Raw genomic sequence first — 24,600 nt, 5'->3', positions numbered from 1 at the left:
AGGATCAGATCGCAGGACTCGAAAAAGGTTCAATTGATTTAGGCAACAACGCCGTAGTCTACTATTCGCTTTATTAAATCGCATAGTAGTCGATTTAATATTCTTGTTATTTATAAGGGCATATGTTCTGCATAATAATTTAAGACGTTTCGCTATGTGATGAAAATAAAAAAGCCCGCAGTTGAGTGCGGGCTTGGTATTCAATCACTTCAGTTTACGCTTTAACTGCTTCACAATCATGTGAAGACGTCAACGGTTTGAAGAATAGCTTGGTTTCTTCGATAACAACGTGGCGCAGCAAGATAAGCCCGATTAGGTTCGGAATTGCCATTAGGCCGTTCACGATATCAGCCATTATCCAGATCATGTCGAGCTTTAAGAATGCACCAGAAGCCACCAACGCAATGAAGATGATCTTGTAAGGCAATACAGCTTTGGTACCTAGCAAGAACACAACACAGCGCTCACCGTAGTAGTTCCAACCTAAAATTGTTGTAAACGCAAAGAAGATTAAGCCAACAGAAACCAACATAGGGCCAAGGGTATCTGCATTCAGACCAACAGCGAATGCGTGAGTGGTCATCGCAGCGCCTGAAAGATCAGTCTGCCAAGCACCCGTTAAGATAAGCGCCAAACCTGTCATCGTACAGATAATGATGGTGTCGAAGAAGGTACCTGTCATAGAGACAAGTCCTTGTTTCACACATGAGTCTGTTTTAGCCGCTGCTGCAGCCATTGGTGCGCTACCTAGGCCAGATTCGTTCGAGAACACACCACGAGCGATACCTGATTGGATAGCAAGCATGATGCTCGCGCCAAAGAAACCACCGGTTGCTGCTGTGTTGGTAAACGCAGAAGTCACAACAAGGGTAATGGCATTCAGTAGTTGGTCGGCATTTGAAATCAGAACGCTTAAACACGCGACGACGTACATAACCGCCATAGTAGGAACAACTTTCCCTGCCACTTTAGCGATAGATTGGATACCACCAAGGGTAACCACTGCCACTAATATCGTAAGAACGACAGCAGACATCTCACGCGAAGCGCCAAATGAGATTTGAGTTGCGTCCAAGATAGCGTTGACTTGTGGGAAGGTACCGATACCGAAGCAAGCAACGCCGAGCGCGAAGACAGCGAACATTACCGCTAAGATTCGTGAGCCGACACCGTATTGCAGGTAGTACATTGGGCCGCCAACCATTTCGCCATTGCTATCGGTTCTGCGGTATTTAACGGCGAGTAGACATTCTGCGTACTTGGTCGCCATACCAAATACAGCGGCAAGCCACATCCAGAATAGGGCACCAGGGCCACCAATCTTGATTGCGGTCGCTACACCAACGATGTTACCTGTACCAATGGTTGCTGAAAGTGCAGTACACAAAGCCGCGAAACTCGATACGTCACCCGTACCAGATTTGTCTTTGCTGAACACCATTTTCAGTGCAGTTGGGAGGTGTCTAAACTGGAGTAAGCCTAAGCGAAAAGTAAAGTAGATACCTGTACCCACTAGCAGAATAAGCAGTGGTGGTCCCCAAACGAATTGGTTGATGGTTTGTAGTGTAGCTTGTAGGTGGTTCATAGATTCCCCTTAATAAATTAAAAATTTAAGGAGAAGAGGGAAGGCAGTGCAGATCTCAGGGATCGGGGGCACTACTTAATACATACGGATTTCTAGATAGAATTCTTGTGTTAATTAAGGCTGTTGCTTTCCACTCCTCTGTCCTTTTGCCTGAGAGTTTCACTTAGCGAATCACTTATAGATAAGTAACGGGCACTAAGCTTGCTCCTTCGGCGACCGATCTAACGGTTCTCTCCAGAGGTTCCTCCAACGACAGTCCTCACTTTTCTGGATTTCTCCAGCATAAAGCACCTGAAAGATTTACTTCTTCGGCGGGTCAATCTAACTAAATGTTAATGTTTAGTTAAAAACCACTCTCCTGCAGTCTTCATCGGAACAATTACCTAAATAATTAGGTAATCTGTAGGCGTATCCTAGATCATATAAAATGTGATGTCAGCTACAAAATATCTGTTTGCACAAATGTTGTTCAACTAAATGATCAAACAACGAGTCTCTGACGTAACTTGCTTATTTAAATGGTATAAAATAGAGAAACAAGGAGGAGTTATGACTCGACTAATAGCGATTGTTTTTTTATTGGCTTTTGCATTTGTACTATTTCGTTACCGGACAAACGAAAAACTGCAAAAATGGGTAGTGATAGTTATCGTTAGCAGTTTCCTTTTGTATACTGCCAGCTTGATGATTTCGGAGTTAACTCGTTAAGCCTGCCTGTAAACAGGTGGGATGAATGTGTTAGTAAAGCTTAAGTGCTTCTGGCTTGAGCGATAGGTTTAACTGAGCCTTCACAATCAGTATTGGCATTCGTGTCAGTGACCGCGTAACGTTAAATAAATTTTTGGGAGTACCCGCTAGTGAACCAGCAATCTGGACAAAGCGAACAAGATGAAGTGGTTGTTATAGAAGAACGCGATAAGCGCAGTCAGCTCTATATCGGCATTGCTGCGGTTATAGGTTTAGCACTGGGTGGCTTAATTGGTTCTACAGTTACGGCTTCTAAGTGGGAGTCCACTTACCAGGTACTCGAAACTCGTTATCAAGAACTGCATGACAGCAGAGCACAGTTGATGACATCCGTTGAAACTAAAGTGGCAAAAGTTGATACCGAAATCGATGCGAAAGTAGAAGCCGCTCTAGTGAAACAAACGGAAGAGCATCAAAAAGAGCTCCAGGAATTAGCGAAGCAGTCTTCGGTTTTAGAGAAGGCGAACTACTCGTTAGAGCAACAGCTAAATGAACAGAAGCAAACGTTAGAGCAAACTCAGCAAGACAACCAGAAACTTAATCGTCAGGCTGACATGCAATCGACTTTGTTTGAGCGTGCGCGTGAAGTTTTCCGAAAAGAATTACAGATTTCTCAAGAACTTGAAAAACTTGAGAAAGAAAGAGATCAACTCGAGCAGAATCTTGGTTCTCTTAAGAAAGCGTGTGATGTTTACTTAGATGGCACATCATGGGATGCGAAATCTGACGCGTGTGAGAAGCAAGATAACGCTAACTCTCGACTGAGCGATATCAGACAAATGATTGAAGTCCACACCATGGATCTCAAGCAGATCAAAACGCTCACTGAAGAGATGGGTTTATAAGCCGAAGGCTTTACCAACCTAACGTTAGTTTTACATTAAATATTGAAACGCCCACATCACACACGTGATGTGGGCGTTTTGCGTTTGTCGAGAGCATAGATCCGGTGCGTTCTCATTATTGATTATTTAAGTGTTTTCATTGTTTGCTTAGATATTTGTGAATAGTTACGTATATCCACAATGATATGTTACTTGTTGTCTATTAAATGACTTTGCATACATATTTTCAGCTCAGAGTCGCTGCATAATAGTGTTGTTCAGGATGAACACGCAGTCGATTGCTAGCTCGCATTTGGCTGCTTTGACGACAAGGGATGGAGTGATGCCAGAGTATCTTTGTGAGAACTGCACCATAGCTTATTGTTTCGATGATTGTCGCTCGCCATTAGCGCAAAAAGAGATGATCAAAGTAGAAGAGTTGGTTCGTCGTGTCGATGTTGAACACGATGATGAACAGAGTGAAAAGGGTGAAAAGAGTGAGCAGGGCATTGAAGGTAGTTATTCGCCTAATCGTTCAGACATAAAAAATCCCCACAAGCCAAGCTGGTAGGGATTTTGGATAAGTTGCAGTCCTGTTCTCGCTTTCTCAAGCAAAGGGTCTTACAAAAATTTTTAGAACAGTTTCGTTTTTAGAGCTGTGTCGTTTCTTAGAATGCAGTTAGCTACTAGATAGAGCAAAACCTCATTCCACTAAACGTTATTTCTCATACGTTTTGATTTCGCCTGATTTCACACGAGCAACAAACGATTGCAGTTCTTTCTTCACAACTGGCATCAAGAAGTACAGACCAAGAATGTTGAAGATAGACATCGCAAAGATAGCCGCATCAGAGAAGTCGATTACCGCACCAAATTGAATCGTGGCACCAATAACAACAAACACACAGAACATCACTTTGAAAATCAGCTCCGTTGTTTTGCCTTCACCAAATAGGTAAGTCCAAGCTTTAAGACCGTAGTACGACCAAGAAATCATCGTCGAGAACGCAAACATGATTACTGCGAGAGCGAGTGTGTATTTGAATACTTCTGCCGTTTCAGTAAACGATGCAGCAGTCAGCGTTACACCCGTTAAACCAGAGCCATCGAATGGACCTACGTTTAAACCAGCGATAGTGATAACCAATGCGGTCATAGTACAAATGATTACCGTATCAACGAACGGTTCTAATAGTGATACTAGACCTTCGGTGATTGGTTCTTTTGTTTTAACCGCTGAGTGAGCGATAGCTGCTGAACCTACACCTGCTTCGTTCGAGAATGTTGCACGTTTCAAGCCTTGAATTAGCGCACCAATAAATCCACCACCAACACCTTCACCAGTAAATGCACCTGTAAAGATTGCGCTGAACGCAGGGCCAACTTGATCAAGGTTAGAACCGATGACAATCAGAGCCATACCGATATACAGAGCAGCCATCCAAGGAACAACTTTTTCTGTTACCGATGCGATAGAAGGCATACCACCAACAATCACAGAGAAAACTAAAGAGGCAAGTACAAGGCCAGTGATCACACCGTATTCACTTGGTACATCAAATGCGTAAGTTAACATGGCGTGTGCTTGGTTAGCTTGGAACATGTTACCGCCGCCCAATGCGCCTAAAATACACATTAATGCGAAACCAATAGCGAGCACTTTACCTAGTCCACCTAAACCTCTTTCACCCAGGCCTTGGCTTAGGTAGTACATTGGACCGCCCGAAACAACACCTGAAGGTAGGATAGTTCGGTATTTCACACCTAAAGTACACTCACAGAACTTAGAAGCCATACCCAGAAGGCCACACAAGATCATCCAGAATGTCGCGCCAGGACCACCAATCGCAAGTGCAGCACCTACACCGGCAATGTTACCAAGCCCGACAGTACCAGAAAGCGCCGTTGTTAACGCTTGAAAGTGAGAAACCTCGCCGTCCTCTTTAGAGTTAGGATCGGTATACTTACCTTTGATAATGTCTATCGCCATGCCGACACGTTTAAATTGAACAAAGCCAAAATAAACAGTGAAGATGATCGCAGCGAGCAACAGCCAGCCAACAATCACTGGGAAGTTAGCTTCACCAATCGGTACACTTTTAAATATCAGCCCAACGAACCAACCTGTGTATTCGTTGAAAAAACCATCAACACTTTGACTTAAGTTGCTGATAGCTTGGTTAAATGATCCTTCTTCTGCAAATGCACTGGAACTAAACAATAATATAAACCCAAAAAATAATTCACGTATGTTTTTCATGGTTTTCCCTGTCTTTTTAATAAATTATGTTTGTTGCTGTTGTGTTTGTTTTCTATTTGATTTGTATATCTCAGTGGTTTATCTACTTCATTCGACGGCAACATAAACGGCTGTAGCTAGGTCGAAAAACGAAATAAATATAAGTACTGATCTTGCTTTGTATGGATATCCTTTTGGTATGTGCACCAATAAGACTATGGTATTCGGGCTACCAAGTCCTACTGACAATTCTATACATAAAAGTAATGCCAACAAAGAAATTTTTACAATAAATTTACAGTTGTTCGGGTTTTGTCATCATTTGGGAATAAGTCGATGCTTTTTATGCTGAGAAAAGCATATGCAGTAGCTGCTATAGAGTCGGGTGAAGGAGAATTCAGAGTGATGGGCTGGAGGGACATAGAGGGCGCGTAGGGGATTTCGAGTATTCGATATGTTTTCGAGGTGTATAAACATTCTAAGGCTGAAAGTGTATTCGGATCTTAGGATATTAAAAAAGCCCTTTATAAGAGCTTTTTTGATGAGCGGAAAGCATGACTACTTTCCGATAGCACATAAAACTAAACGGCTCGATCACTATTGCTATTGCCAACCGTGCTTTTGCTGGATTTGTGGTAGAGCTTAAGTGCCAATAACGAACCCCACAACAAAACTTGTCCCCAGAGTAATGTCCATTGAGATGCCACCTCTTGCCAAGATGCACCCATCTGATCAAGTGCTAAGAAACCTTGGATAGCCGGTGTGCTTGGGAACAGCTGTGATAATAGAACTAACCATTCGGGCATCATTTCAACTGGCCAGATAAAACCTGAAGAGAAGATCAGTGGCATTGAACTGATTAACACTACAACCGTGACTAGCTCTCTTCGTGGCACTAACTCACCAATAAAAATCCCGATCAAACAACTGGCCAGTAAGAAGGGCAGAAGTAAGGTTAAGATCTGTGTTGTTGAGGCGAGCTGGTTTATCCCATACATCGAAAAGCTAGCGCCGAAATAGTACATCGACAACAGGTAATAAATGCCGACTAAGGTACAACAGCGGGCAAGCATCAGTTTCGCTGGAGAGGTCTTACTCCAGTAGCCAAATGTCGATTGAGCGTTTTGGGTTGCACCCACTAAACCAGAAGCCATGGCTAAGGTTTGTTGCAGGATCAACACAAAGACGGCTGGAACTACGTAATCGATGTATCCCATGCGACTATTAAACGTTGGTTTCAGGTTCAAGCTGAATGCACTGTAGCCTTTGGCTGCCGATTCTAAAGGCACACCTTCGACTAACAAATGGCTGACCTTAACTTGCGCAGCTAACGTACCACCGGCCTTGGCAAGCCCTTCAACAATGGTTCCGTAGACCAAAAAGTAAGAAGCATCACCAGCGTAAGAAAGTGTCGGGTTCTTACCGAGCAACAAGTCTTTATAGAAATCTTCTGGAATGACAAGGAAGCCGCCAATCTCTTGGTTAAGCACGGCTTGTTTCGCATCGGCGATGGTGGAGTCTCGACGGACCAATTCGATCTGAGAGGTGGCATCCACCATACGCTCTAATTGATAGCTGCTTTGACTCTTATCCAAGTTCACAACCGAAGCTTTCAGTTGTTGAGGAACTTGGTTCGCGTAAGGCAATGGATACAAGAAGGAATAGAAGACCACACCACCAAATACCGTAAGAAGCACGACAGGGTTGCGCAATACCGCTAAGAGTTCTTGCTTGAGCAGTTGAGTAAAGCTCATCGTTTTACTCCTTGTTGTGCTGATGCTTCTGGCTGTGTTGACGGCGTTGTTTTTGCAGATATAGCTGCTTTTGTAGATGGATCTGCTTGTGCAGTTAGAGTTGATTGCGCCAAGTGTTTCTTAATTAGCAACATTACCACGAAAGCAGGAACTGCATACCACAACATAGAAGAGAGGCTGATCAAAGACTGTGCTGCGCTCACACCATAACTAGACTGCGCCGTTTGTACTTCGATGTAATGACTCACGGGCAATAAGCTTCTCCAAATTTGAGCAGCTGTATTCATGTCTGTTACTGGAAAGGTAATACCCATGAACGCAAAGCTTGGTGCCGTAAATGCGCCAGCGAAACTCATCGCCCTTGCTGGATCAAGTGTTAAGAAGAAAAACAAACAACCCATAATGATACAACTGATCACGGTTAGCAGTTGGGCAATAGTCAATGCCACAAAGCTGCCGTTAAATGGCCAGTCTAAGAGCACATAGAACCAAAAACTAAACGCGATACCAAACATCAAAAACAAGACAAGGTAGGGCGTTAATGTTGATGCGAGTGACTTCATAGGGGCGTTGGATAACCAAGCGTGAAGCCCACGAGCTCTAACGTTCGCCGTCAAAACCAATATCGTGCCCACCACAATCATGATCTGCCACAGTGCAGGAATAACCGCAGACACCAAGAACTGTGCATAACTGGTGTTCTTGTTGAACAGCGGCGTGATCTGGCTTTGTACCGTTACTGCTTGGCCTAATGCGGATTGCACCGTGGTATCACCGTGTGACAGCTGTTTCACGACTTCAAGTTGCGCGTTAAAAGTCCCTTGAGCCTGCAGCAAGGCAGAGTTCACCAGCTTACCGATTAAGATAAATTGGCTGTTATAGAATACAGACACTTGCGGATTCAAGCCGAGCAGAAGGTCTCGGTCGAAGTGCCTTGGTATCACAACATAACCATAGATATCACGTTCGATCATCGCTTTCGCCGCATCACTCGCAGAGCTGTATTTCTGAGTGACTTGCAGCGTTGGTGACGCATCAACAAGGCGTGTGAACTGTTGCGAGATTTGACTGTGCTCAAGGTCGACAACTGCGACCGGTAAGTCACGAGCGATCCCTTGTGAAAAAATCAGCCAGATACTGGCAGCAAGCAGCAAAGGAATCCAAGTTAGGCAAGACAACAACCATTTGTCTTTGCGGACAATCGCCCACTGCCGAAGCAAGGTATTCTTCGCTCTATGATGCTCAGTTGATTGCGAGCCTCTAGATTGCGATCCAGTATATTGAGAGTTAGCAGACATAAGTCACCTAAAGCTCAACCACTAGGCTCATGCCCATACGCAGTGTTTCGCTCGTATCGACAGGGTGCGCTTCTACTTCAAAAGTACGTAAATCGAAGCCTTGTGCTGCGTCTGTTGAGCGCCAAGTTGCGAAATCACCCATTACGGCGATGTGAGTTACTTGGAAAGTTAATGATTTATCCAGAGCCGGTAGGTACGCCTCAAACTGGCTGCCTTTCTCGAAATGCTTAAGCATGTCTTCACGAACATTGAGCACAGCCCAAGCATCCTTGGTGTCGATAACAGTCACAACAGGGAAGCCTTGTGGTGCAAGTTCTCCACTGCTCAATAGAACCTGAGAGACTTCGCCATTAAACCAGCTGTGGATCTGTGTGTCTTTTGCGTAAGCTTCAACTTCCGCTACCGCACCCGCTGCCATTAACGCTTTTTGAGTGGCGGCCACTTTGGTTTCGTCACGCGCACCTTCTTGCGCTAATTGATACATTTGGAATGCAGCGCTTTCGGTGTACTTCGCCGCTTGCCACTGTGTTTTGGCTTCATCACGCTTCTGCTCGGCAACCACACCATCGTTGTAAAGGTTGTTTACACGTTGGTAGGTTTTGTCCATCAGATCGGCAGCTGCTTTGGCTTTCAACCATTGGTCTTTAGCCGCTTGGATCTGTTGAGTACGCGCGCCATTCTCTGCTTCTTGTGCTAATGCACCAGCGGCTTTCTGACCAGCTTTTGCTTGCTCTAGCTTCGCATCAATCTCAGGGCTTAGTAGAGAGAAGATCAATTCGCCTTTTTCAACCGAATCGCCTTTGCGCACGAATATTTCATCAATTCTGCCAGGTACTTTCGATGAGATGCTGTATTGCTGCGCATCGATTTGACCTTGAAGCTTAACCGGCTGAGGTTGATAAGCTTGATAGAAACTGTATCCGACCCAGCCAATAACGCCGATACCAACTAAAGATAGAAGAAGGGGCTTAATAGGTTTCATGAATTATCCTTTTGACTGGCTAACGGTGTCTGTTTTTGAGTCGAAATCAGACGGAACAGAGGAGGTTAAGTAACTGGAGTAAGCATTCATTTCGCTGGTTAGCGCTAACAGCTTGTTGAGAGAGATTAGGTATTTGAAGCGAGCAGCAGATTGCTGGGTTTTAATGCTCGCAAGATAAAGCTCGGCATCAACCACTTCTAATGAGTTAGATAACCCTTGTGTGAAGGCTTTTTTACGAAGTAATAGGTTTTCCTGAGCTAAAGACAAGCTCGAGTTTAGGCCTTGAACCTCTTCAATGGCTTGGTTTGCTTCAAGGTAAGTCTTTTGTACCAACACGGTTAAGTCTTGCTTAGCTTGTGACTTAAGGAATTGAACCTGTGATACGGCACTGTGAGCCGCAGCGACTTTGTCGGAACGGCCAGAGGTATCAAGCAGTGGCACATTCACACCAATGCCAACCAACCAATCGGGTTTCATTTCACTGGCTAGAGAGTCATCTTCATACAGGCTGTAATCACCATAAAGGTAAACCTCTGGGTAGTATTTACCTTTCTCGGCTTTAATTAAGCTGCTTGCTTGTTTCTCTTTTGCATCAAGAATCTTAAGGCCGGGGTAGGTCATGAGTGTCTGGTCAATGAACACGTCCATATGAGGCAGGTTCTTATTGATAAACAGTTGTTCAGAGGGTTCTACACTTTCATTTTGACCAAGGATTTGGGTCAACGCCAATTGCGCAATTTTAAGATCGTTCTGAGCTTTCGTGCGCTCTACAATCGCTTTATCTAAAGAAGCATCGGCTTGTAGGCGTTCTACTCGGGCGATTTGTCCTTGCTGTTCAAGCTTGATGGCGAAATCACGATGCTGAGTTAAGCCTGCTTCAACGGCTTGACGCGTTCTCACCACGTCTTCCGCTAAGATCACCGAGAAGTAATACTTACTTAAGTCTTCGTAGCGAGCTTGTTTCTCCATCAACAGTTGGCTTTGCGCTTCTTCGCTTTTACCTTCAGCCGCATTTTGCGCAGCGGTTATTCGACCACCAGTGAAGATAGGCCACACAGCACGAATGGAAGAGCTAAAGATGTCTTGTTCGGTAATCGTTGAGGTAACGCCACCAACTAGAGGGCGCAAAATCGCGGATATAGCAGGGTTTACTCCACTCAAGCTATCTGAAAACTGTTCACCATTAATCGTCACATCACTATCAAGGTGCGTGTAGTTAGCCCCTAAGGTAATAGAAGGAAGATTGAGGCTACTTGTTGAGTTCTGAAGGTGTTGATAACGTTCAACGTTGGCTTGTTGAGCCGCAAGAGAGTTGTTGTTCTCTTGGAGAATTTGCCACGCTTCAGAAAAAGTGAGCGGAGCTGCATAGCCTGGCGAAGCCATAGTGCCGAGAAGCATACTGGCGATCGCAAGGTATCGGAATTTTGGTTTGGTCATCTGCATTAAATACCAATTAGAGTATTAACTCTAATGTTAACAGGGCGATAGTCATTTGTCTTGAATAGATTGTCTCATATGAATAGAAATTCTCATAACTCGTTAATCAAGTGTAAATAAGATTGAGTGACGTGAATATCAAAGATAAATGAAACTTAAAAAGCACGCATAAGCATGCTCTTTAAGTTCAGTATAGAAGTGTTTTTACAAAATGAAGTGGCTTATTTAAAGCTAGGACAATGGTGATCGGCGCGCCATACCAATTGTCTTGAACCTTGCATTGTTTGTAATAAATCTCTACCTGACATTTGCGGGAATGCTAACAATACCTTGAGATCGAGAGGGGAGGTACCATCTTTCTCATAGGCTCTTACGTGAGTAAAAGTCGATTGTAAGTGTTTGAACAGCATAGTCTTAGTAAGACAAATTCCAAAGTTATCGCGTTTCATTGCCTGTTTCCTTTTCAACAATGTTTATACGTTATGTTTGTTATCCTGTTTCTATTGGACGTTGCCACTGATCGATACTTCCTGCTCATCAATGTTTTATTATTGGGTGATGCTTTTATCAGTCACCTCTTCGTTGTCTGGCTAGCCGAGTTTGAAATAGCGATGGATGAATAGGGGAGAATACTTAATCCGTTTGTTCATCATTCGTAACGGCGAGCGTGCAACTTTTAGTTATAGATACGTCCAGCGAGCGAAGGGTTGTTGCTATTTTGTTAATCGAAGTTTCGATTCAAAGCGCGGTCTGAAAATCATGACCTATGGCTTAGCAACAATAAACTTCTTCATATGCAACCATTATAATTGTATTTATTTTAAACAACCTAAAAAACACCTAAAATCTTAGTGATCTAGCTCAATATTTATTCGTTTATTTTGGTTTTTAAGCTAATCAGTCCTAAAAATGAACGATTAATCGAGATGAACAACGTAAAGGATTATCAATTAACAATCTGCTCAATTATTTAGTTGAGTAGCAGTCACAAATTCACGTCCCTAGAAAGGTCATGCGATTAACTTGGTGTTAACATTGATCGTCTAACACTAGGGACGGTGGAATATGAAATGGAGCAGTATCAGTTTCCGTAAAAGGTTACTGATTATCATGACGGTCACTGGCCTCGTTGAACTTTTGATTCTTGCAGCGGCTGGTTTTTACTACATCAAACAATCTCAAGAACAAGAGATGGGTTTGAAAGCGTTAGGTGTTGCTGAATTTCTATCTGAATCGCCGCTTGTCACCAGCATTATTCAAGAAAATGGAACGTTGGACCCTAATGGCGTTCCCTACGTTTTGTCTGAAGAAACCCAAGTTAAATTTCGTAACCTTACTCAGCTCATTGGCGCGGCGTTTATCGTTGTTGGAGATGATAAAGGTATCCGCCTGATTCACCCTTATGATGACAGGCTCGGTAAACCCATGCGTGGTGGCGATAACCAAAAAGCATTGGTATTGGGCGAGTCTTATGTGTCGACAGCCAAAGGATCGCTGGGTTTTTCAGTTCGTGGTAAATCCGCGGTAAAAGACACCCAAGGTACCGTTATTGGTGTGGTGTCAGTTGGTTACTTATTGGATTCGTTGCAAGATCGAATCGAACCTTACTTAGCCTTTTTGATTGTGATGGCGTTGCTGGTGGTTGCGGTCAACGCTTTGATTTCGAGTTATGTATCTCGCCGTTTTCAACGCGCTATTTTGGGCTTTGAGCCTGAAGAGATAGGCCGGTTGTATGTTGAGCTAGATGTAACCATGAGTACCGTGAAAGAGGGCATTCTGAGCATCGATAAGCACGGCATTTTACGTTCAATTAATAAGAGTGCCTGCGATATTTTATCGATAGACAGGGATAAAGCACTCAATCAACAGCGCCTTTCTGATGTATTGCCAGGCAGTGATTTAGAACAACTGCTATCAACCGGCGACACCGACCACGATGTTGAGTTGTATTTAAACAATAAGCGAATCATTGCTAACCGAAGCCCGATTATAGTGGCAGGTGAGGTGGTCGGGGCGGTATCGAGTTTCCGATTACGAGATGAAATCAACGATTTAACAGACCAGCTCTCACAAACCAAAGAATATGCTGATCTACTGCGTTCACAAACCCACGAGCATCAAAACAAGCTCAACACCATCAGTGGCTTGATTCAGATGGGCGAGCTGGACTCTGTTCAACAATTGATTGGTCAAGAAACCGCTCATTACCAGAGCTTAATTGAGTTCTTAAGAGAGACGGTGAAAGACCCTCTTATTGCAGGCATGCTTTTAGGCAAAACAGAGCGAGCTCGAGAGATTGGGTTAGAGCTTAAAGTGGAAGAGGGATCAAGGCTTGAAGCTCTGCCTAGCTGGTTAAACGCGGATGACGTTGTCACAATTCTTGGCAACCTGATTGATAACGCCTTTGACGCCACCATGACGGCGATTAAGCAAGAGGGTCAAATTGCGCCAGCGCGTCGGGTTATTGAAGTTTCAATCAGTGATTTTGGTAATGAAATTATCGTAGAAGTAGAAGACAAAGGGTGCGGTTTGCCGAAAGAGTTGGCGACCAAAGCACTCACCGAAAAAGGCGTATCGAGCAAAGCGAAGCAAAATCGTGGTGTGGGTTTGTATCTGATAAAGCAGCTGGCAGACCGATATCAAGGGCAGCTTGAAATGGTCGACAACCACGATTTTGGCACGCGAATGACGGTTTATCTGCCAAAAGAAGAACAATAATTAAGCACGAAACGATCTTGCGAAGATCATCGTGACGGAAAAAGCATGGTTAAAGGAAGAACATAAATGAACGCAATCACGAGAGTCATGGTCATTGAAGATGATATTGCGATTGCAGAGCTACACCATCGTTATTTAGAACAGATGGGTGGCTTTGACGTGGTCGGCATTGCCACCACACAGTCTGAAGCGCTCATGCAACTGGACATCTTAAAACCTGATTTGGTGTTATTGGACGTGTACCTGCCGGACGGGTGTGGGCTCGATATTCTTAATCACGTAAGAGGGAGCAATCAAGGCTGCGACGTTATCTTGATTACTGCTGCTCGGGATGTGGATACGCTGCAGCAGGCAATGCGCGGGGGAGTGGTGGATTACCTATTAAAACCAGTCATGTTTCCTCGTTTGGAAGCAGCACTGAAGAAGTATCAGTCACAGTTACAAGAGTTCGAAAGCGTGTCTGATTTGAACCAAGGTTTGGTTGATAAGATGCTGCAAGCCAATGCCAAAGCGGACTCAGGAAAAGTATCAACCTTGCCCAAAGGAATTGATGGCGTAACGTTGGATAAGATCAGAGCCATTTTTCAGCAAGCTGATGCCGTTAATATTACCGCCGATGAAGCCGGAGAACGAATTGGTGCTAGCCGAACCACCGCCAGACGCTATTTAGAATTTTTGATTACCACTGGTGAGTTAGTCGCAGACTTAAATTACGGTACCGTAGGTCGCCCGGAGCGCTGCTACAACAAAGCGCAAAGATAAACACGACACCATCAAAATAAATATAAAGCCAGTTGAATAAGCTGGTTTTACCTTTTTCTCCCTTTCCTATTGCTCACTCCACCGACCAGATACCGTTCTTTCTTGACTACACTGTTTGAGAATGCCGATTTGCTTCACCCGTGGGTTAAATGAACGGAACTATCGATTAGAATTTGTTCGAAATGAGTCAATATTTAATCGATTGCTTTCACAGTGGTTGATGTAAATCAAATAGTCATAGACAATACTGTCCCGAATAGAGGTGATAGCTTTCACCCTCGTTTACCAAACGCATTCTCAAATTTAATAGGCGCTTACTATTGATGTAATAGTTAAGACCTATTATCTATTTTCGTATGTCGCTGATACCTTTGGCGAATACTAAAAACCTTGTTTTTATAGGAAAGATGATGGTAATACCTGAAAACAGCAGCATCGTTATTTTTGGTGCGTCGGGAGATCTAACTTACCGCAAGTTAATTCCTGCTCTATACCACCTGTATGCTAGCAATCAACTACCAGAATCCTTTGCGATTCTTGGAGTGAGCCGTACTGAGTACAGCGATGAGTCTTACCGTGAGAAGCTGAAGAAGTCTCTTCAGGAAATGGAAAAAACTGAACCAGAGACGCTGAATGCATTTATTGAACATCTGCATTACCAAGCGATCAATACTTCAGATGTAGACGACTATGCTCGTTTAGCACAACGTCTAGACAAGCTTGAGCAAGACTACCAATTCGAAAACCATAACACATTGTTCTACTTGGCAACCCCGCCAAGCCTATACGGTGTGATTCCAGCAAACCTTGCTGCGCATGGCCTTAACGATGAATCGAACGGCTGGCGTCGTCTGATCATCGAAAAACCATTTGGTTACGACTTAGCATCAGCTCAAGCGTTGGATGAAGAGATCCATCATCACTTCCAAGAACACCAGATCTACCGTATCGACCATTACCTTGGTAAAGAGACGGTTCAAAACCTTCTAGTGCTTCGTTTCTCAAACGCGATGTTTGAACCACTGTGGAACCGTAACTTCATTGAATACGTTGAAATCACAGGTGCTGAGTTCCTTGGCGTTGAAGAGCGTGGCGGATACTACGACGGTTCTGGCGCAGTTCGCGACATGTTCCAAAACCACCTGCTGCAAGTGCTAGCGATGGTAGGTATGGAGCCGCCTGCACAAATTAACGCTGATTCTATTCGTGATGAAGTGGTTAAAGTGCTTCAGTGTCTGAAACCATTAGAAGAAGATGATCTGCGTAAAGACTTAGTATTAGGTCAGTACACAGCATCAGATGTTCGTGGTCAGCACCTACTAGGTTACCGTGAAGAGCATGGTGTAGCGGATGATTCTCGTACCGAGACTTACATCGGCTTGAAAGCTCACATCAATAACTGGCGTTGGAATGGTGTTCCTTTCTACGTACGTACAGGTAAACGCTTACCAACACGTGTGACTGAAATCGTGATTCACTTTAAGAACACGCCACACCCAGTATTTGGTCAAGATGCACCAGAGAACAAGCTGATTATCCGCATCCAACCGGATGAAGGTATTCAGATGAGCTTTGGTTTGAAAGAGCCAGGCGCAGGCTTCAAAGCAAAAGAAGTGAAAATGAACTTCTCTTACTCTGACTTGCCTGAAACTCAGATGCTGACGGCTTATGAGCGTCTTCTTCTTGATGCACTGAACGGTGATGCGACTCTGTTTGCACGTACCGATGCGGTAGAAGCATGTTGGAAGTACGTTCAACCAATCTTAGACTTCAAGCAAGATCCTCAAGCACTGTTTGGCTATGCTTGTGGTACTTGGGGCCCACAGGAAGCAGATGAACTTCTGCAACGTGATGGCCGCGCATGGCGTTTCCCATGCAAAAACTTAACAGACACGGATTACTGCGAACTATGATCAATCACAAGATCTTTGCAACGCCTGAACTGGTTGTTGAAAACCTAGCAAATGAAATGAAAGCATACAGCGAGCAGGGCAAACCTGTTCACATTTCACTGTCTGGTGGCAGCACGCCAAAAATGCTTTTCAAACTTTTAGCACAGGCGCCATACGCGGAAGGTATTCAATGGAATAACCTTCACTTCTGGTGGGGCGACGAACGTTGCGTTGTACCAGACGACGCTGAAAGCAATTTCGGTGAAGCAAACGCGCTCTTATTTTCAAAACTAAAAGAGTTTACTCAAGTAAACCTTCCTGCTGAAAACATCCACCGCATCCGTGGTGAAGATGAACCAAAAGCAGAAGCAGAGCGTTTCGCAAAAGAGATGGCAGACGTAATCCCAACAGAAAACGGCACGCCTGTATTCGATTGGATTCTGCTTGGTGTTGGCGCAGACGGCCACACAGCTTCACTATTCCCAGGTGCAACCAACTACCAAGATGAGAACCTATCTGTATTAGCTTCTCACCCTGAGTCTGGTCAAATCCGTGTTTCTAAAACAGCGAAAGTTTTAGAAGCAGCAAAACGAATCAGCTACCTAGTACTGGGTGCAGGTAAAGTTGAGATCGTTAAAGAAATTCATACAACTCCTGCTTCAGAACTGCCTTACCCGGCAGCGAAAATCCAGTCTAAAACTGGCGAAACAGAGTGGTTCCTAGATTCAAATGCAGCAAGTGCTATCGCATAAGTGCGAATAGCCGCAAGGAGATAAAATAATGAAAGGTGATATCGGTGTAATTGGCCTAGCAGTAATGGGTCAGAACCTTATCCTAAACATGAACGACCACGGCTTCAAAGTTGTGGCTCATAACCGTACTGCTGCTAAAGTAGACGAGTTCCTAGAAGGCCCAGCTAAAGGTACTAACATTGTTGGTGCTTACTCTCTAGAAGAGCTAGTTGAGAAGCTAGAAGCGCCACGTAAAGTGATGCTTATGGTTCGTGCTGGTGACGTTGTAGACACGTTCATCGAAAACCTAATCCCACTTCTAGACGAAGGCGACATCATCATTGATGGTGGTAACACTAACTACCCAGACACTAACCGTCGTGTAGCGCATTGTCGTGAGAAAGGCATCCACTTCATCGGTACTGGTGTATCTGGTGGTGAAGAAGGTGCTCGTTTCGGTCCTTCAATCATGCCAGGTGGTGCGGCTGAAGCTTGGGAAGCGGTTAAGCCAATCTTCCAAGGTATCTCGGCAAAAACTGACGCTGGTGAGCCTTGCTGTGACTGGGTTGGTAACGACGGTGCTGGTCACTTCGTTAAGATGGTACACAACGGCATCGAATACGGTGACATGCAGCTTATCACTGAAGCATACCAGTTCATGAAAGATGGCCTAGGTATGTCTGCTGACGAGATGCAAGCAGTATTCGCTGACTGGAACAAGACTGAGCTAGACAGCTACCTAGTTGAAATCACTGCTGACATCCTTGGCTACAAAGATGAAGACGGTGAAGCGCTAGTTGAGAAGATCCTAGACACTGCAGGCCAAAAAGGTACGGGTAAGTGGACGGGTATCAACGCACTAGACCTAGGTATCCCACTAACACTGATCTCTGAGTCTGTATTCTCTCGTTGCCTGTCTGCTCTTAAAGACCAACGTGTTGAAGCTGAAGCTTTGTTTGAGAAGACAATCACTCCAGTTGAAGGCGACAAGCAAGAGTGGGTTGATGCACTACGTCAAGCTCTACTGGCTTCTAAGATCATCTCTTACGCTCAAGGTTTCATGCTAATGCGTGAAGCGTCGAACGAAAACGGCTGGGACCTAAACTACGGTAACGTAGCGCTAATGTGGCGTGGTGGTTGTATCATCCGTTCTGCATTCCTAGGCAACATACGTGATGCGTACGAAGCAAACCCAGACATCGCGTTCCTAGGTTCTGACGAGTACTTCAAAAACATCCTACAAGGCAGCCTAGTGGCATGGCGTAAAGTAGCAGCGAAATCTCTAGAGTCTGGTATCCCAATGCCATGTACGATTTCTGCGCTATCTTTCCTAGACGGTTACACAACTGCACGTCTACCAGCGAACCTGCTTCAAGCTCAACGTGACTACTTCGGTGCTCACACTTACGAGCGTACTGACCGTCCACGTGGTGAATTCTTCCACACAAACTGGACTGGTACAGGCGGCGATACTGCTTCTACAACTTACGACGTATAATCGTTAGTTAGAATCAGTTAAGAACCTTGTTGTTCTTATTAGCTGTAAACTAGAAAACAAAAGGATGCCAACTGGCATCCTTTTTTGTTGGTTTGCGTATTTTTAGATGGTCACTTCAAACACACAACTAATTATCGCTTAGGCGGTCATGATATGTGGTTGTACATCGTCGTTGTATTGATCTCGAATGGCCATAAAGCTGTCTAGGTTTTGTTTAGGCGCTTCAACCCACTCTGGGTCAAACATTGAACCAGTGTTTGCTTCTATATAGGCCATCACCTCATTCAGTGACCAAGCGTGTTTATAGGCTCTTTTACTCATTAACGCATCGAATACGTCTGCCAGTTAATAGCGTATGCGCTATTGCTTAACTAAAGTGCTGTTAATGATGATCTGGACGTTAAATAACCATTTTAAAATTAAATGAAAAGATAAATAGGATAACGCACATGCTTTATGCCATCATAAAGGCATAAATAAGGGCAATGGATGTAATGCCCAAGTGATTGAGCTAGAAATGGTCAGTGATGACGGTGTTCTAGAGTAAATTCAAGGCCTTTAGTTGCCTTGAAAAAGGTAATGTTATGACTGAAGAAGAAAGAATCGAACTGCAACAAAATAACCCGCTACACGGCTTAAAGCTTGAAACCATGATCACTGAATTAGTGGATCATTATGGTTGGGAAATTTTAGATGCGGCAATGCGTATGAACTGCTTTAACACTAAGCCTACAGTGGCAAGCGCAGTTAAATACCTGAAGAAAACCGAATGGGCTCGTGAGAAGGTTGAAAACTTCTACCTTTACCGTTTCAAGCGCATGCCTAAAGCATCGGACATCGAATACCAGATGCCTCCGCGTTCACGTACATTCCGCCATGGGCTAGAGCCTCGTGAGCCAATGGAACTAACGGTTGAGTCTATCCACGCTTCTCAAGCTAAAGCTGCGTCTGCATTTAAAGAGCGCCGCGGCGGTAACGGTCGTAACTTCCGTCGTTAATAAGAAGGCGTCGTTAGATAAGGCGTCGACGATTAGTACGCCTAATTAGATAAGCGAAAAACACAAAAGGAGCCTATGAGCTCCTTTTTTAATTCGTTCGATTAAACCGTAATTGGCTAAGCTTCGCGGTTCTTTCTTTGATTCTTCCAAAGATCGGTGACATAAACGATCGCACTGACCAGTAAGAATAGCGCTGACACAGAAAACAGAGCGGGCATTTTTAAGATCCACGCGAATGTGGCAGCAAGAAAAGCGACAAAGCAAATGAGTCGACTTGATGACATGACATGACCGAGTTTAGTGTTCATAACGCCTCCTAATGAAGTCTCACTTTCGACAGGAGAATTATCCTATCTTTGGCAAAATAAAGGCTAAAAAACAGTCTAAATTGTTATCAAATTTGCTAATTGAAGGACTCGTCTCACACATTTTGGCTTGGCTATTTTATAAGTAATAAAATAGCCAAATCGGTATGAGCAGGGTGGAGTCTTTTGGCTTTATCTTTTCAGTTGCAAGTCTTATTAAACCGAACGTCTAATTAGCATAGAAAAAGTAAGCGGTGATCAAAAAGCTCGCGATGATCACTGTGGTTCGAACATAGTGTTGAGGGATGCGGCGAGAGATTTTTGCTGAATAATAACCACCAACCAATGTACCCAATAATACAGCCATGCCAGACGGCCAATCAATCGAACCATTGACGATAAAAAATACGATCGCTGCGAGGGAAGCACACGCGGACACGAGCAGTTTGATGCCATTCATCACGTTGATGTTGGTGTAACCAGCCAGCGCCAAGTAGCTCAATGTCACAATGCCTAAGCCTGCATTAAAATAACCACCATAAACACACATGATCAAAAGCAATACAGCGGAAAAGAACGCCCCTGCGCTGGTGGCGTGCTTATGTTTAGCGGTTACTTTCTTTAGCCATTTGTTGAGAGTGCCACCAAAGGTAAAAAGCAGAGCGGCGAACAGTAATAACCAAGGTACGGATTGGGTAAATAGCGCTTCTGGCGTGTGTAGTAGTAAAAATGCACCAATGCCGCCGCCAATTACGCATAGCCCAACAACGAGCTTGAGTTGTTTGGTACCAGATTGAATTTCGTGGCGCAGTGCGTAAGCACCACTGATGTAACCAGCGCATGAAGCAAAGGTGTTGGTCGCGTTGGCTGCTATTGGTGGAACGCCAGCAAATAACAAAGCAGGGAAAGTGATGAAGCTGCCGCCACCCGCAATGGAGTTAAGCACACCGCCAACCACCCCTGATAAGAATAGAATCAACCAATCCATAGTTTTAGAATCCAATACGTTAACTAACTGGTTACCTTACTTGAATTTGTTATGAATATCAGCGCCATGTGTGTTGTAAAGATAGGTTTGTGAGTTTGCTACCATCTTTAACCGCTGGTTTTAATTGAGGCTTTAAATGAAAAAAGGAGCCAATGGCTCCTTTCGTTGAGGTTTAGTTGATTCGATAAAGCTTTACACTTCTACTGGCTTCGCTCTAAAACTCTTAAATAGTTTCACTAGAATCGGGCTAGACAGCACCAATACCGCCAGAATAGTGAAGGTCATCGTAATAGGGCGTTCCCATAAGAAGTTCAACTCACCATCGCTGATCATCAATGCTCGTCTTAAGTTCTCTTCCATCAAGCCGCCCAATATGAAGCCTAACAGTAATGGTGCCAATGGGAAGTTGGCTAGCCTTAATGCTATCGCAGCCATCGCTACCAGTAGCATCACAAATACGTCCATCGTGTTGAATGACACCAAGTACACGCCAGTGATTGAGAAGAAGATAATCATTGGCAGTAGAACCGTTCTAGGTACCGCTAGCAGTTTAGAGATATATGGGATCAACGGTAGGTTTAAGATAACCAGCACGATGTTGCCAAAGTACATCGAGATAATCACCGACCAAAATACGTCTGGGTGTTCAACGAACAAGCGAGGACCAGGCTGAATACCGTAGGCAATCAATGCACCAAGCATAATCGCAGTTGTACCAGAGCCCGGAATACCCAGCGTTAGTAGCGGAACGAATGAACCACTTGAAGCGGCGTTGTTTGCTGATTCAGGAGCAACAAGACCACGGATACTGCCTTTACCGAACTCTTTCTGCTTGTCTTTTGGCGCGAGGCTACGCTCCATACCGTAGCTTAGGAATGCCGCAATAGTGGCACCTGCGCCCGGTAGAACACCGGTAAAGAAACCGAGAATAGAAGATCGAATTGAAACTGGTGCCACTTCTTTGAACTCTTCTTTGGTGACCTTCATGCTACCAATATCCGACATCTTTTGGCTTTCTTCCGCGCTGGTGTCTTGCTCTGGTTTTAGAATACCCATCAAGGTTTCACCCAGTGCGAATGTTGCCATCGCTAATAATAGGAAGCTAAAGCCATCCATCAGATCCGTAAGGCCAAAAGTGAACCGTTCAACGCCAACACCTTTGTCGATACCTACAGTTGATAGCATCAAACCAAGAATAGTCATCATCCACGCTTTGATTACCTGACCTGGGCCTGCAAACGCCGCTACAGCGGACAAACCTAATAGCATCAACGCAAAGTAGTCTGAAGACTGGAAGCTCAGTGACACGCTTGCTAGAGCCGGTGCGGCAATCAAAAGCATGATTGCTGAAAGCGTACCGCCTGTGAAAGAAGAGTAAGCCGCGAGAGCAAGTGCTTTACCTGCTTGGCCTTTTTGAGCCATCGGGTAGCCGTCAAACGCGGTTACTACCGTTGAAGAACAACCCGGAGCATTGATTAAGATGGATGACGTCGAGCCACCAAATACAGCGCCGTAGTACACACCAGCCATCAAGATTAGGCCAGAAGAAGGATCTAGGCCGTATGTAATCGGGATCATCAACGCGATTGCTGAAATTGGACCGAGTCCCGGTAGCATTCCAATAAAGGTACCAACAAAACAGCCAACAATTACCATCATGATGTTCATTGGCATCACGGCGGTAGAAAGTCCTTGTAAAATTCCGTCTAACATAATGTTATCCCTACCAAAGAGTGAAGATTAAACCAGGCTCTAGGTAGATATCTAAGCCTTGAGTTAATAAAAGAAAGAACGCGATAACGAAAGGAAACGACGCGCCAAATAAGACAGCTTTGCGGCGCTCACCCAGTAGGTAAAAGCCTGCAAGTAAGAAGAAGCTGGTTGCTAAAACAAAGCCAAGATAAGTCAGTCCAACACCGTACAGAGCCATTAACACCAAGAAGCCAATAAGCAGTTTCCAGTTCAGCGGCGTAGTGTCGCATGTAACTTTTTTATCCGGCTGTCCGGTTATAAGCAGGATCAACGAAAGGCCAATGCCGATAAACGTTAGCAGGATAGGTAAGGTTCTTGCTGTGAAGGGTTCGTACTCGTCACCGGGGAACAAAGGAATCAGCGTGGTTTGGTAGCCATAGCATAAACATGCAAGCATAAAGAGCATGGCTCCGATGCGATCCTTCGAAAGCAAAGATTCCTTACTCAGAAATTTGGTTGGTAAGTCCGACATATCCAACTCCATTTGGGGTGGTATAAAAAGTAAAAAAGCCGTACATGAGCGAGTCAATGAAATGTCTGGGATCACTAACCAAAGGTAAGCGAATTACGGTACTGGTTTATCAGCCACTTGCGTTTACAACGAATCGGCAAGCGTTAGTAATACCTCTACGAATAAACAAAGGAGTTTTAGTTAACTCATGTACGGCGAAACAGGAAAGAGTAAGAGGGCACATAGGCCCTCTATGGTTGTTGGTTATTTCAAGAAACCAAGCTCACGCATTAGGTCGCCCATCTGTTTTTCTTGATCTTCTAGGAAGGCGTAAAAATCTTTGTCAGCTTTGTAGTTGTCGATCCAACCGTTACGGTCACGAACCACTTGCCACTCATCGGTTTTGTACATTTTGCCAAGCGCTACATTCCACTCGTCGATTTTTGCTTGGCTTGTACCCGGTGCCGCAAAGAAACCACGCCAGTTAGCAAATACTGTCTCGTTGCCGTATTCAGTCAGTGTTGGGATGTTAGGCGCAGCGTCAAGACGCTTTGGAGCCGTCACAGCAAGCACTTTTACTTGGCCAGACTTAGACATCTCTAGTACTTCACCAAGGCCCGTTGAAAGCAGCTGTGTTTCGCCAGAAAGCAGTGCCGCCATCGCTTTACCGCCAGCATCGTAGGCAATGTAACGTACTTTCTTCGCATCAAAACCTTCGCCTTTGAACGCTGCCGCTACTACAAGGTGGTCCATGCTGCCACGAGCTGAACCGCCAGCAATCTTCACTTTACGTGGGTTGGTTTCGAACTCTTTAACGACGTCTTCCCAAGTGTCGTACTTAGAATCCGCAGGAGCGACGATTGCGCCGTAATCGGCAATGGTTGCTGCTACCGGAGTTAGGTCACGGAAAGATTGAGGGAAGATACCTGTTAGTGAACGAACAACGATAGGCGTTGAGTTCACCATTAGCGTGTCTTCTTGGCGTTGTGCTGTTTCGATTAGGTGAGCAATCGCTTTACCGCCACCGCCACCAGACAGGTTTTGGAAAGAGACATTTTCTACGATGTCTGATTTCACCAATACATCACCCGTACCACGAGCTGTCATATCCCAACCACCACCAGCGCCGCCAGGGATTAGGAAGTGGATTTTTTCTACGTCAGCAGCAAAAGTGTTGAAAGAAAAGGTTGCTGCGATGATAGAAGCCGCAAGAGTAGGTTTCAGTGCCTTGAACATGGTTCACGTTCCTTATGTAGGGGATCTCTTCAATGGAGAGAAACTTATGTTTTATTTCCAGCTACTAAACAGATGAGTAGGATATTGCTTAGCAGATGAAGCTAAAGTTAACAGTGTGTTAATGAAATGTCTGTAATGCGGCGATATTGAGAATAAAGAACATTGGATTAATATTGTTCATAAAGTTCACGGTAACGTGTTTTTGTCCATTTACTGTTGAATGATATCTGGATTCTAAAATCGTAGTTATTGTCTCAGAATGATTGAATTCATTGACAAAGTTTGGATTTAACTAGCGTTTTCTACTCGAGTGCATTGGTTGTTGGTCTATATTGTTAGATGTGACTACGATAACTATTTCTGCAAAAGAGTCAGGTGTATAGAGGTGTTAGATTTTAGATGT

20 protein-coding genes, 1 pseudogene and 1 riboswitch are annotated in these 24,600 nt (G+C 44.5%); of the genes and pseudogenes, 8 read left to right on the top strand and 13 right to left on the bottom strand.

What is annotated here, in order from left to right; translation table 11 throughout:
- Positions 1-214: 214 nt before the first annotated feature.
- Positions 215-1,585: a sodium:alanine symporter family protein gene (locus ACED46_RS13905; RefSeq protein WP_017066272.1), complete on the bottom strand. Its 1,371-nt coding sequence runs from the start codon at positions 1,583-1,585 to the stop codon at positions 215-217.
- A 128-nt stretch (positions 1,586-1,713) separates the two neighbouring features.
- Positions 1,714-1,833, bottom strand: a riboswitch (glycine riboswitch).
- 609 nt (positions 1,834-2,442) lie between these two features.
- Here ACED46_RS13905 and ACED46_RS13900 point away from each other — a divergent pair.
- Positions 2,443-3,177: a chromosome segregation ATPase gene (locus ACED46_RS13900; protein ID WP_017059725.1), complete on the top strand. Its 735-nt coding sequence runs from the start codon at positions 2,443-2,445 to the stop codon at positions 3,175-3,177.
- A 322-nt stretch (positions 3,178-3,499) separates the two neighbouring features.
- A complete protein-coding gene (locus ACED46_RS13895) occupies positions 3,500-3,727 on the top strand; it encodes a hypothetical protein (RefSeq protein ID WP_065584878.1) in 228 nt (75 codons plus the stop codon).
- Positions 3,728-3,874: 147 nt separating this feature from the next.
- Here ACED46_RS13895 and ACED46_RS13890 read toward each other — a convergent pair whose 3' ends face one another.
- From ACED46_RS13890 to ACED46_RS13865, 6 genes are all read right to left on the bottom strand, one after another.
- Positions 3,875-5,416: an alanine/glycine:cation symporter family protein gene (locus ACED46_RS13890; RefSeq protein ID WP_371721712.1), complete on the bottom strand. Its 1,542-nt coding sequence runs from the start codon at positions 5,414-5,416 to the stop codon at positions 3,875-3,877.
- A gap of 560 nt (positions 5,417-5,976) precedes the next feature.
- Complete coding sequence (locus ACED46_RS13885) at positions 5,977-7,149, bottom strand: ABC transporter permease (RefSeq protein WP_371721711.1); 1,173 nt, start codon at positions 7,147-7,149, stop codon at positions 5,977-5,979.
- Positions 7,146-8,447 (bottom strand): ABC transporter permease, encoded by a 1,302-nt coding sequence (locus tag ACED46_RS13880; protein WP_065583586.1) that lies wholly within the window; start codon positions 8,445-8,447, stop codon positions 7,146-7,148. Before ACED46_RS13880 ends, ACED46_RS13885 begins: the two co-directional genes overlap by 4 nt.
- A 7-nt stretch (positions 8,448-8,454) precedes the next feature.
- Positions 8,455-9,429 (bottom strand): HlyD family secretion protein, encoded by a 975-nt coding sequence (locus ACED46_RS13875; RefSeq protein ID WP_102333372.1) that lies wholly within the window; start codon positions 9,427-9,429, stop codon positions 8,455-8,457.
- A 3-nt stretch (positions 9,430-9,432) separates the two neighbouring features.
- On the bottom strand, positions 9,433-10,872 hold the full coding sequence (locus tag ACED46_RS13870) for a TolC family protein (protein WP_017063805.1): 1,440 nt from the start codon (positions 10,870-10,872) through the stop codon (positions 9,433-9,435).
- Positions 10,873-11,087: 215 nt separating this feature from the next.
- Positions 11,088-11,315, bottom strand: coding sequence for a hypothetical protein (locus tag ACED46_RS13865; protein WP_009846577.1), 228 nt, complete (start codon positions 11,313-11,315; stop codon positions 11,088-11,090).
- 616 nt (positions 11,316-11,931) lie between these two features.
- On the opposite strand from ACED46_RS13865, the gene ACED46_RS13860 reads away from it, so the two are divergent.
- The 5 genes from ACED46_RS13860 to gnd all read left to right on the top strand — a co-directional run bounded on the left by ACED46_RS13860 (position 11,932) and on the right by gnd (position 18,467).
- Positions 11,932-13,584: a sensor histidine kinase gene (locus tag ACED46_RS13860; RefSeq protein WP_032545674.1), complete on the top strand. Its 1,653-nt coding sequence runs from the start codon at positions 11,932-11,934 to the stop codon at positions 13,582-13,584.
- Positions 13,585-13,650: 66 nt separating this feature from the next.
- A complete protein-coding gene (locus tag ACED46_RS13855) occupies positions 13,651-14,346 on the top strand; it encodes a response regulator (RefSeq protein ID WP_017059715.1) in 696 nt (231 codons plus the stop codon).
- 410 nt (positions 14,347-14,756) lie between these two features.
- Complete coding sequence (gene zwf, locus ACED46_RS13850; RefSeq protein ID WP_017059714.1) at positions 14,757-16,259, top strand: glucose-6-phosphate dehydrogenase; 1,503 nt, start codon at positions 14,757-14,759, stop codon at positions 16,257-16,259.
- The gene (pgl, locus tag ACED46_RS13845; RefSeq protein WP_017066266.1) at positions 16,256-16,990 is read left to right on the top strand and encodes a 6-phosphogluconolactonase; all 735 of its coding nucleotides are present in this window, start codon (positions 16,256-16,258) and stop codon (positions 16,988-16,990) included. Before zwf ends, pgl begins: the two co-directional genes overlap by 4 nt.
- A 28-nt stretch (positions 16,991-17,018) precedes the next feature.
- On the top strand, positions 17,019-18,467 hold the full coding sequence (gene gnd / locus ACED46_RS13840) for a decarboxylating NADP(+)-dependent phosphogluconate dehydrogenase (RefSeq protein ID WP_017059712.1): 1,449 nt from the start codon (positions 17,019-17,021) through the stop codon (positions 18,465-18,467).
- Positions 18,468-18,605: 138 nt separating this feature from the next.
- On the opposite strand, the pseudogene ACED46_RS13835 reads toward gnd, so the two are convergent.
- Positions 18,606-18,812: pseudogene (locus tag ACED46_RS13835) on the bottom strand (metal-dependent phosphohydrolase); the annotation flags it as partial.
- A 239-nt stretch (positions 18,813-19,051) separates the two neighbouring features.
- Here ACED46_RS13835 and ACED46_RS13830 point away from each other — a divergent pair.
- Entirely contained in the window at positions 19,052-19,465 is a 414-nt protein-coding gene (locus ACED46_RS13830) for a VF530 family DNA-binding protein (protein ID WP_010438513.1), read from the top strand.
- Between the two features lie 116 nt (positions 19,466-19,581).
- Here ACED46_RS13830 and ACED46_RS13825 read toward each other — a convergent pair whose 3' ends face one another.
- The 5 genes from ACED46_RS13825 to ACED46_RS13805 all read right to left on the bottom strand — a co-directional run bounded on the left by ACED46_RS13825 (position 19,582) and on the right by ACED46_RS13805 (position 24,197).
- Complete coding sequence (locus ACED46_RS13825) at positions 19,582-19,773, bottom strand: hypothetical protein (protein WP_017059711.1); 192 nt, start codon at positions 19,771-19,773, stop codon at positions 19,582-19,584.
- Positions 19,774-19,999: 226 nt separating this feature from the next.
- On the bottom strand, positions 20,000-20,758 hold the full coding sequence (locus tag ACED46_RS13820; protein WP_371721709.1) for a sulfite exporter TauE/SafE family protein: 759 nt from the start codon (positions 20,756-20,758) through the stop codon (positions 20,000-20,002).
- Between the two features lie 192 nt (positions 20,759-20,950).
- Entirely contained in the window at positions 20,951-22,471 is a 1,521-nt protein-coding gene (locus ACED46_RS13815) for a tripartite tricarboxylate transporter permease (protein WP_012603793.1), read from the bottom strand.
- Positions 22,472-22,481: 10 nt separating this feature from the next.
- On the bottom strand, positions 22,482-22,982 hold the full coding sequence (locus tag ACED46_RS13810; protein ID WP_004733594.1) for a tripartite tricarboxylate transporter TctB family protein: 501 nt from the start codon (positions 22,980-22,982) through the stop codon (positions 22,482-22,484).
- Between the two features lie 243 nt (positions 22,983-23,225).
- Positions 23,226-24,197, bottom strand: coding sequence for a tripartite tricarboxylate transporter substrate binding protein (locus ACED46_RS13805; protein WP_017062289.1), 972 nt, complete (start codon positions 24,195-24,197; stop codon positions 23,226-23,228).
- Positions 24,198-24,600 lie beyond the last annotated feature (403 nt).

The organism is Vibrio sp. 1S139 (assembly GCF_041439475.1).
Lineage (GTDB): Bacteria > Pseudomonadota > Gammaproteobacteria > Enterobacterales > Vibrionaceae > Vibrio > Vibrio crassostreae_C.
This window is presented reverse-complemented; position numbering and strand designations above follow the sequence as displayed.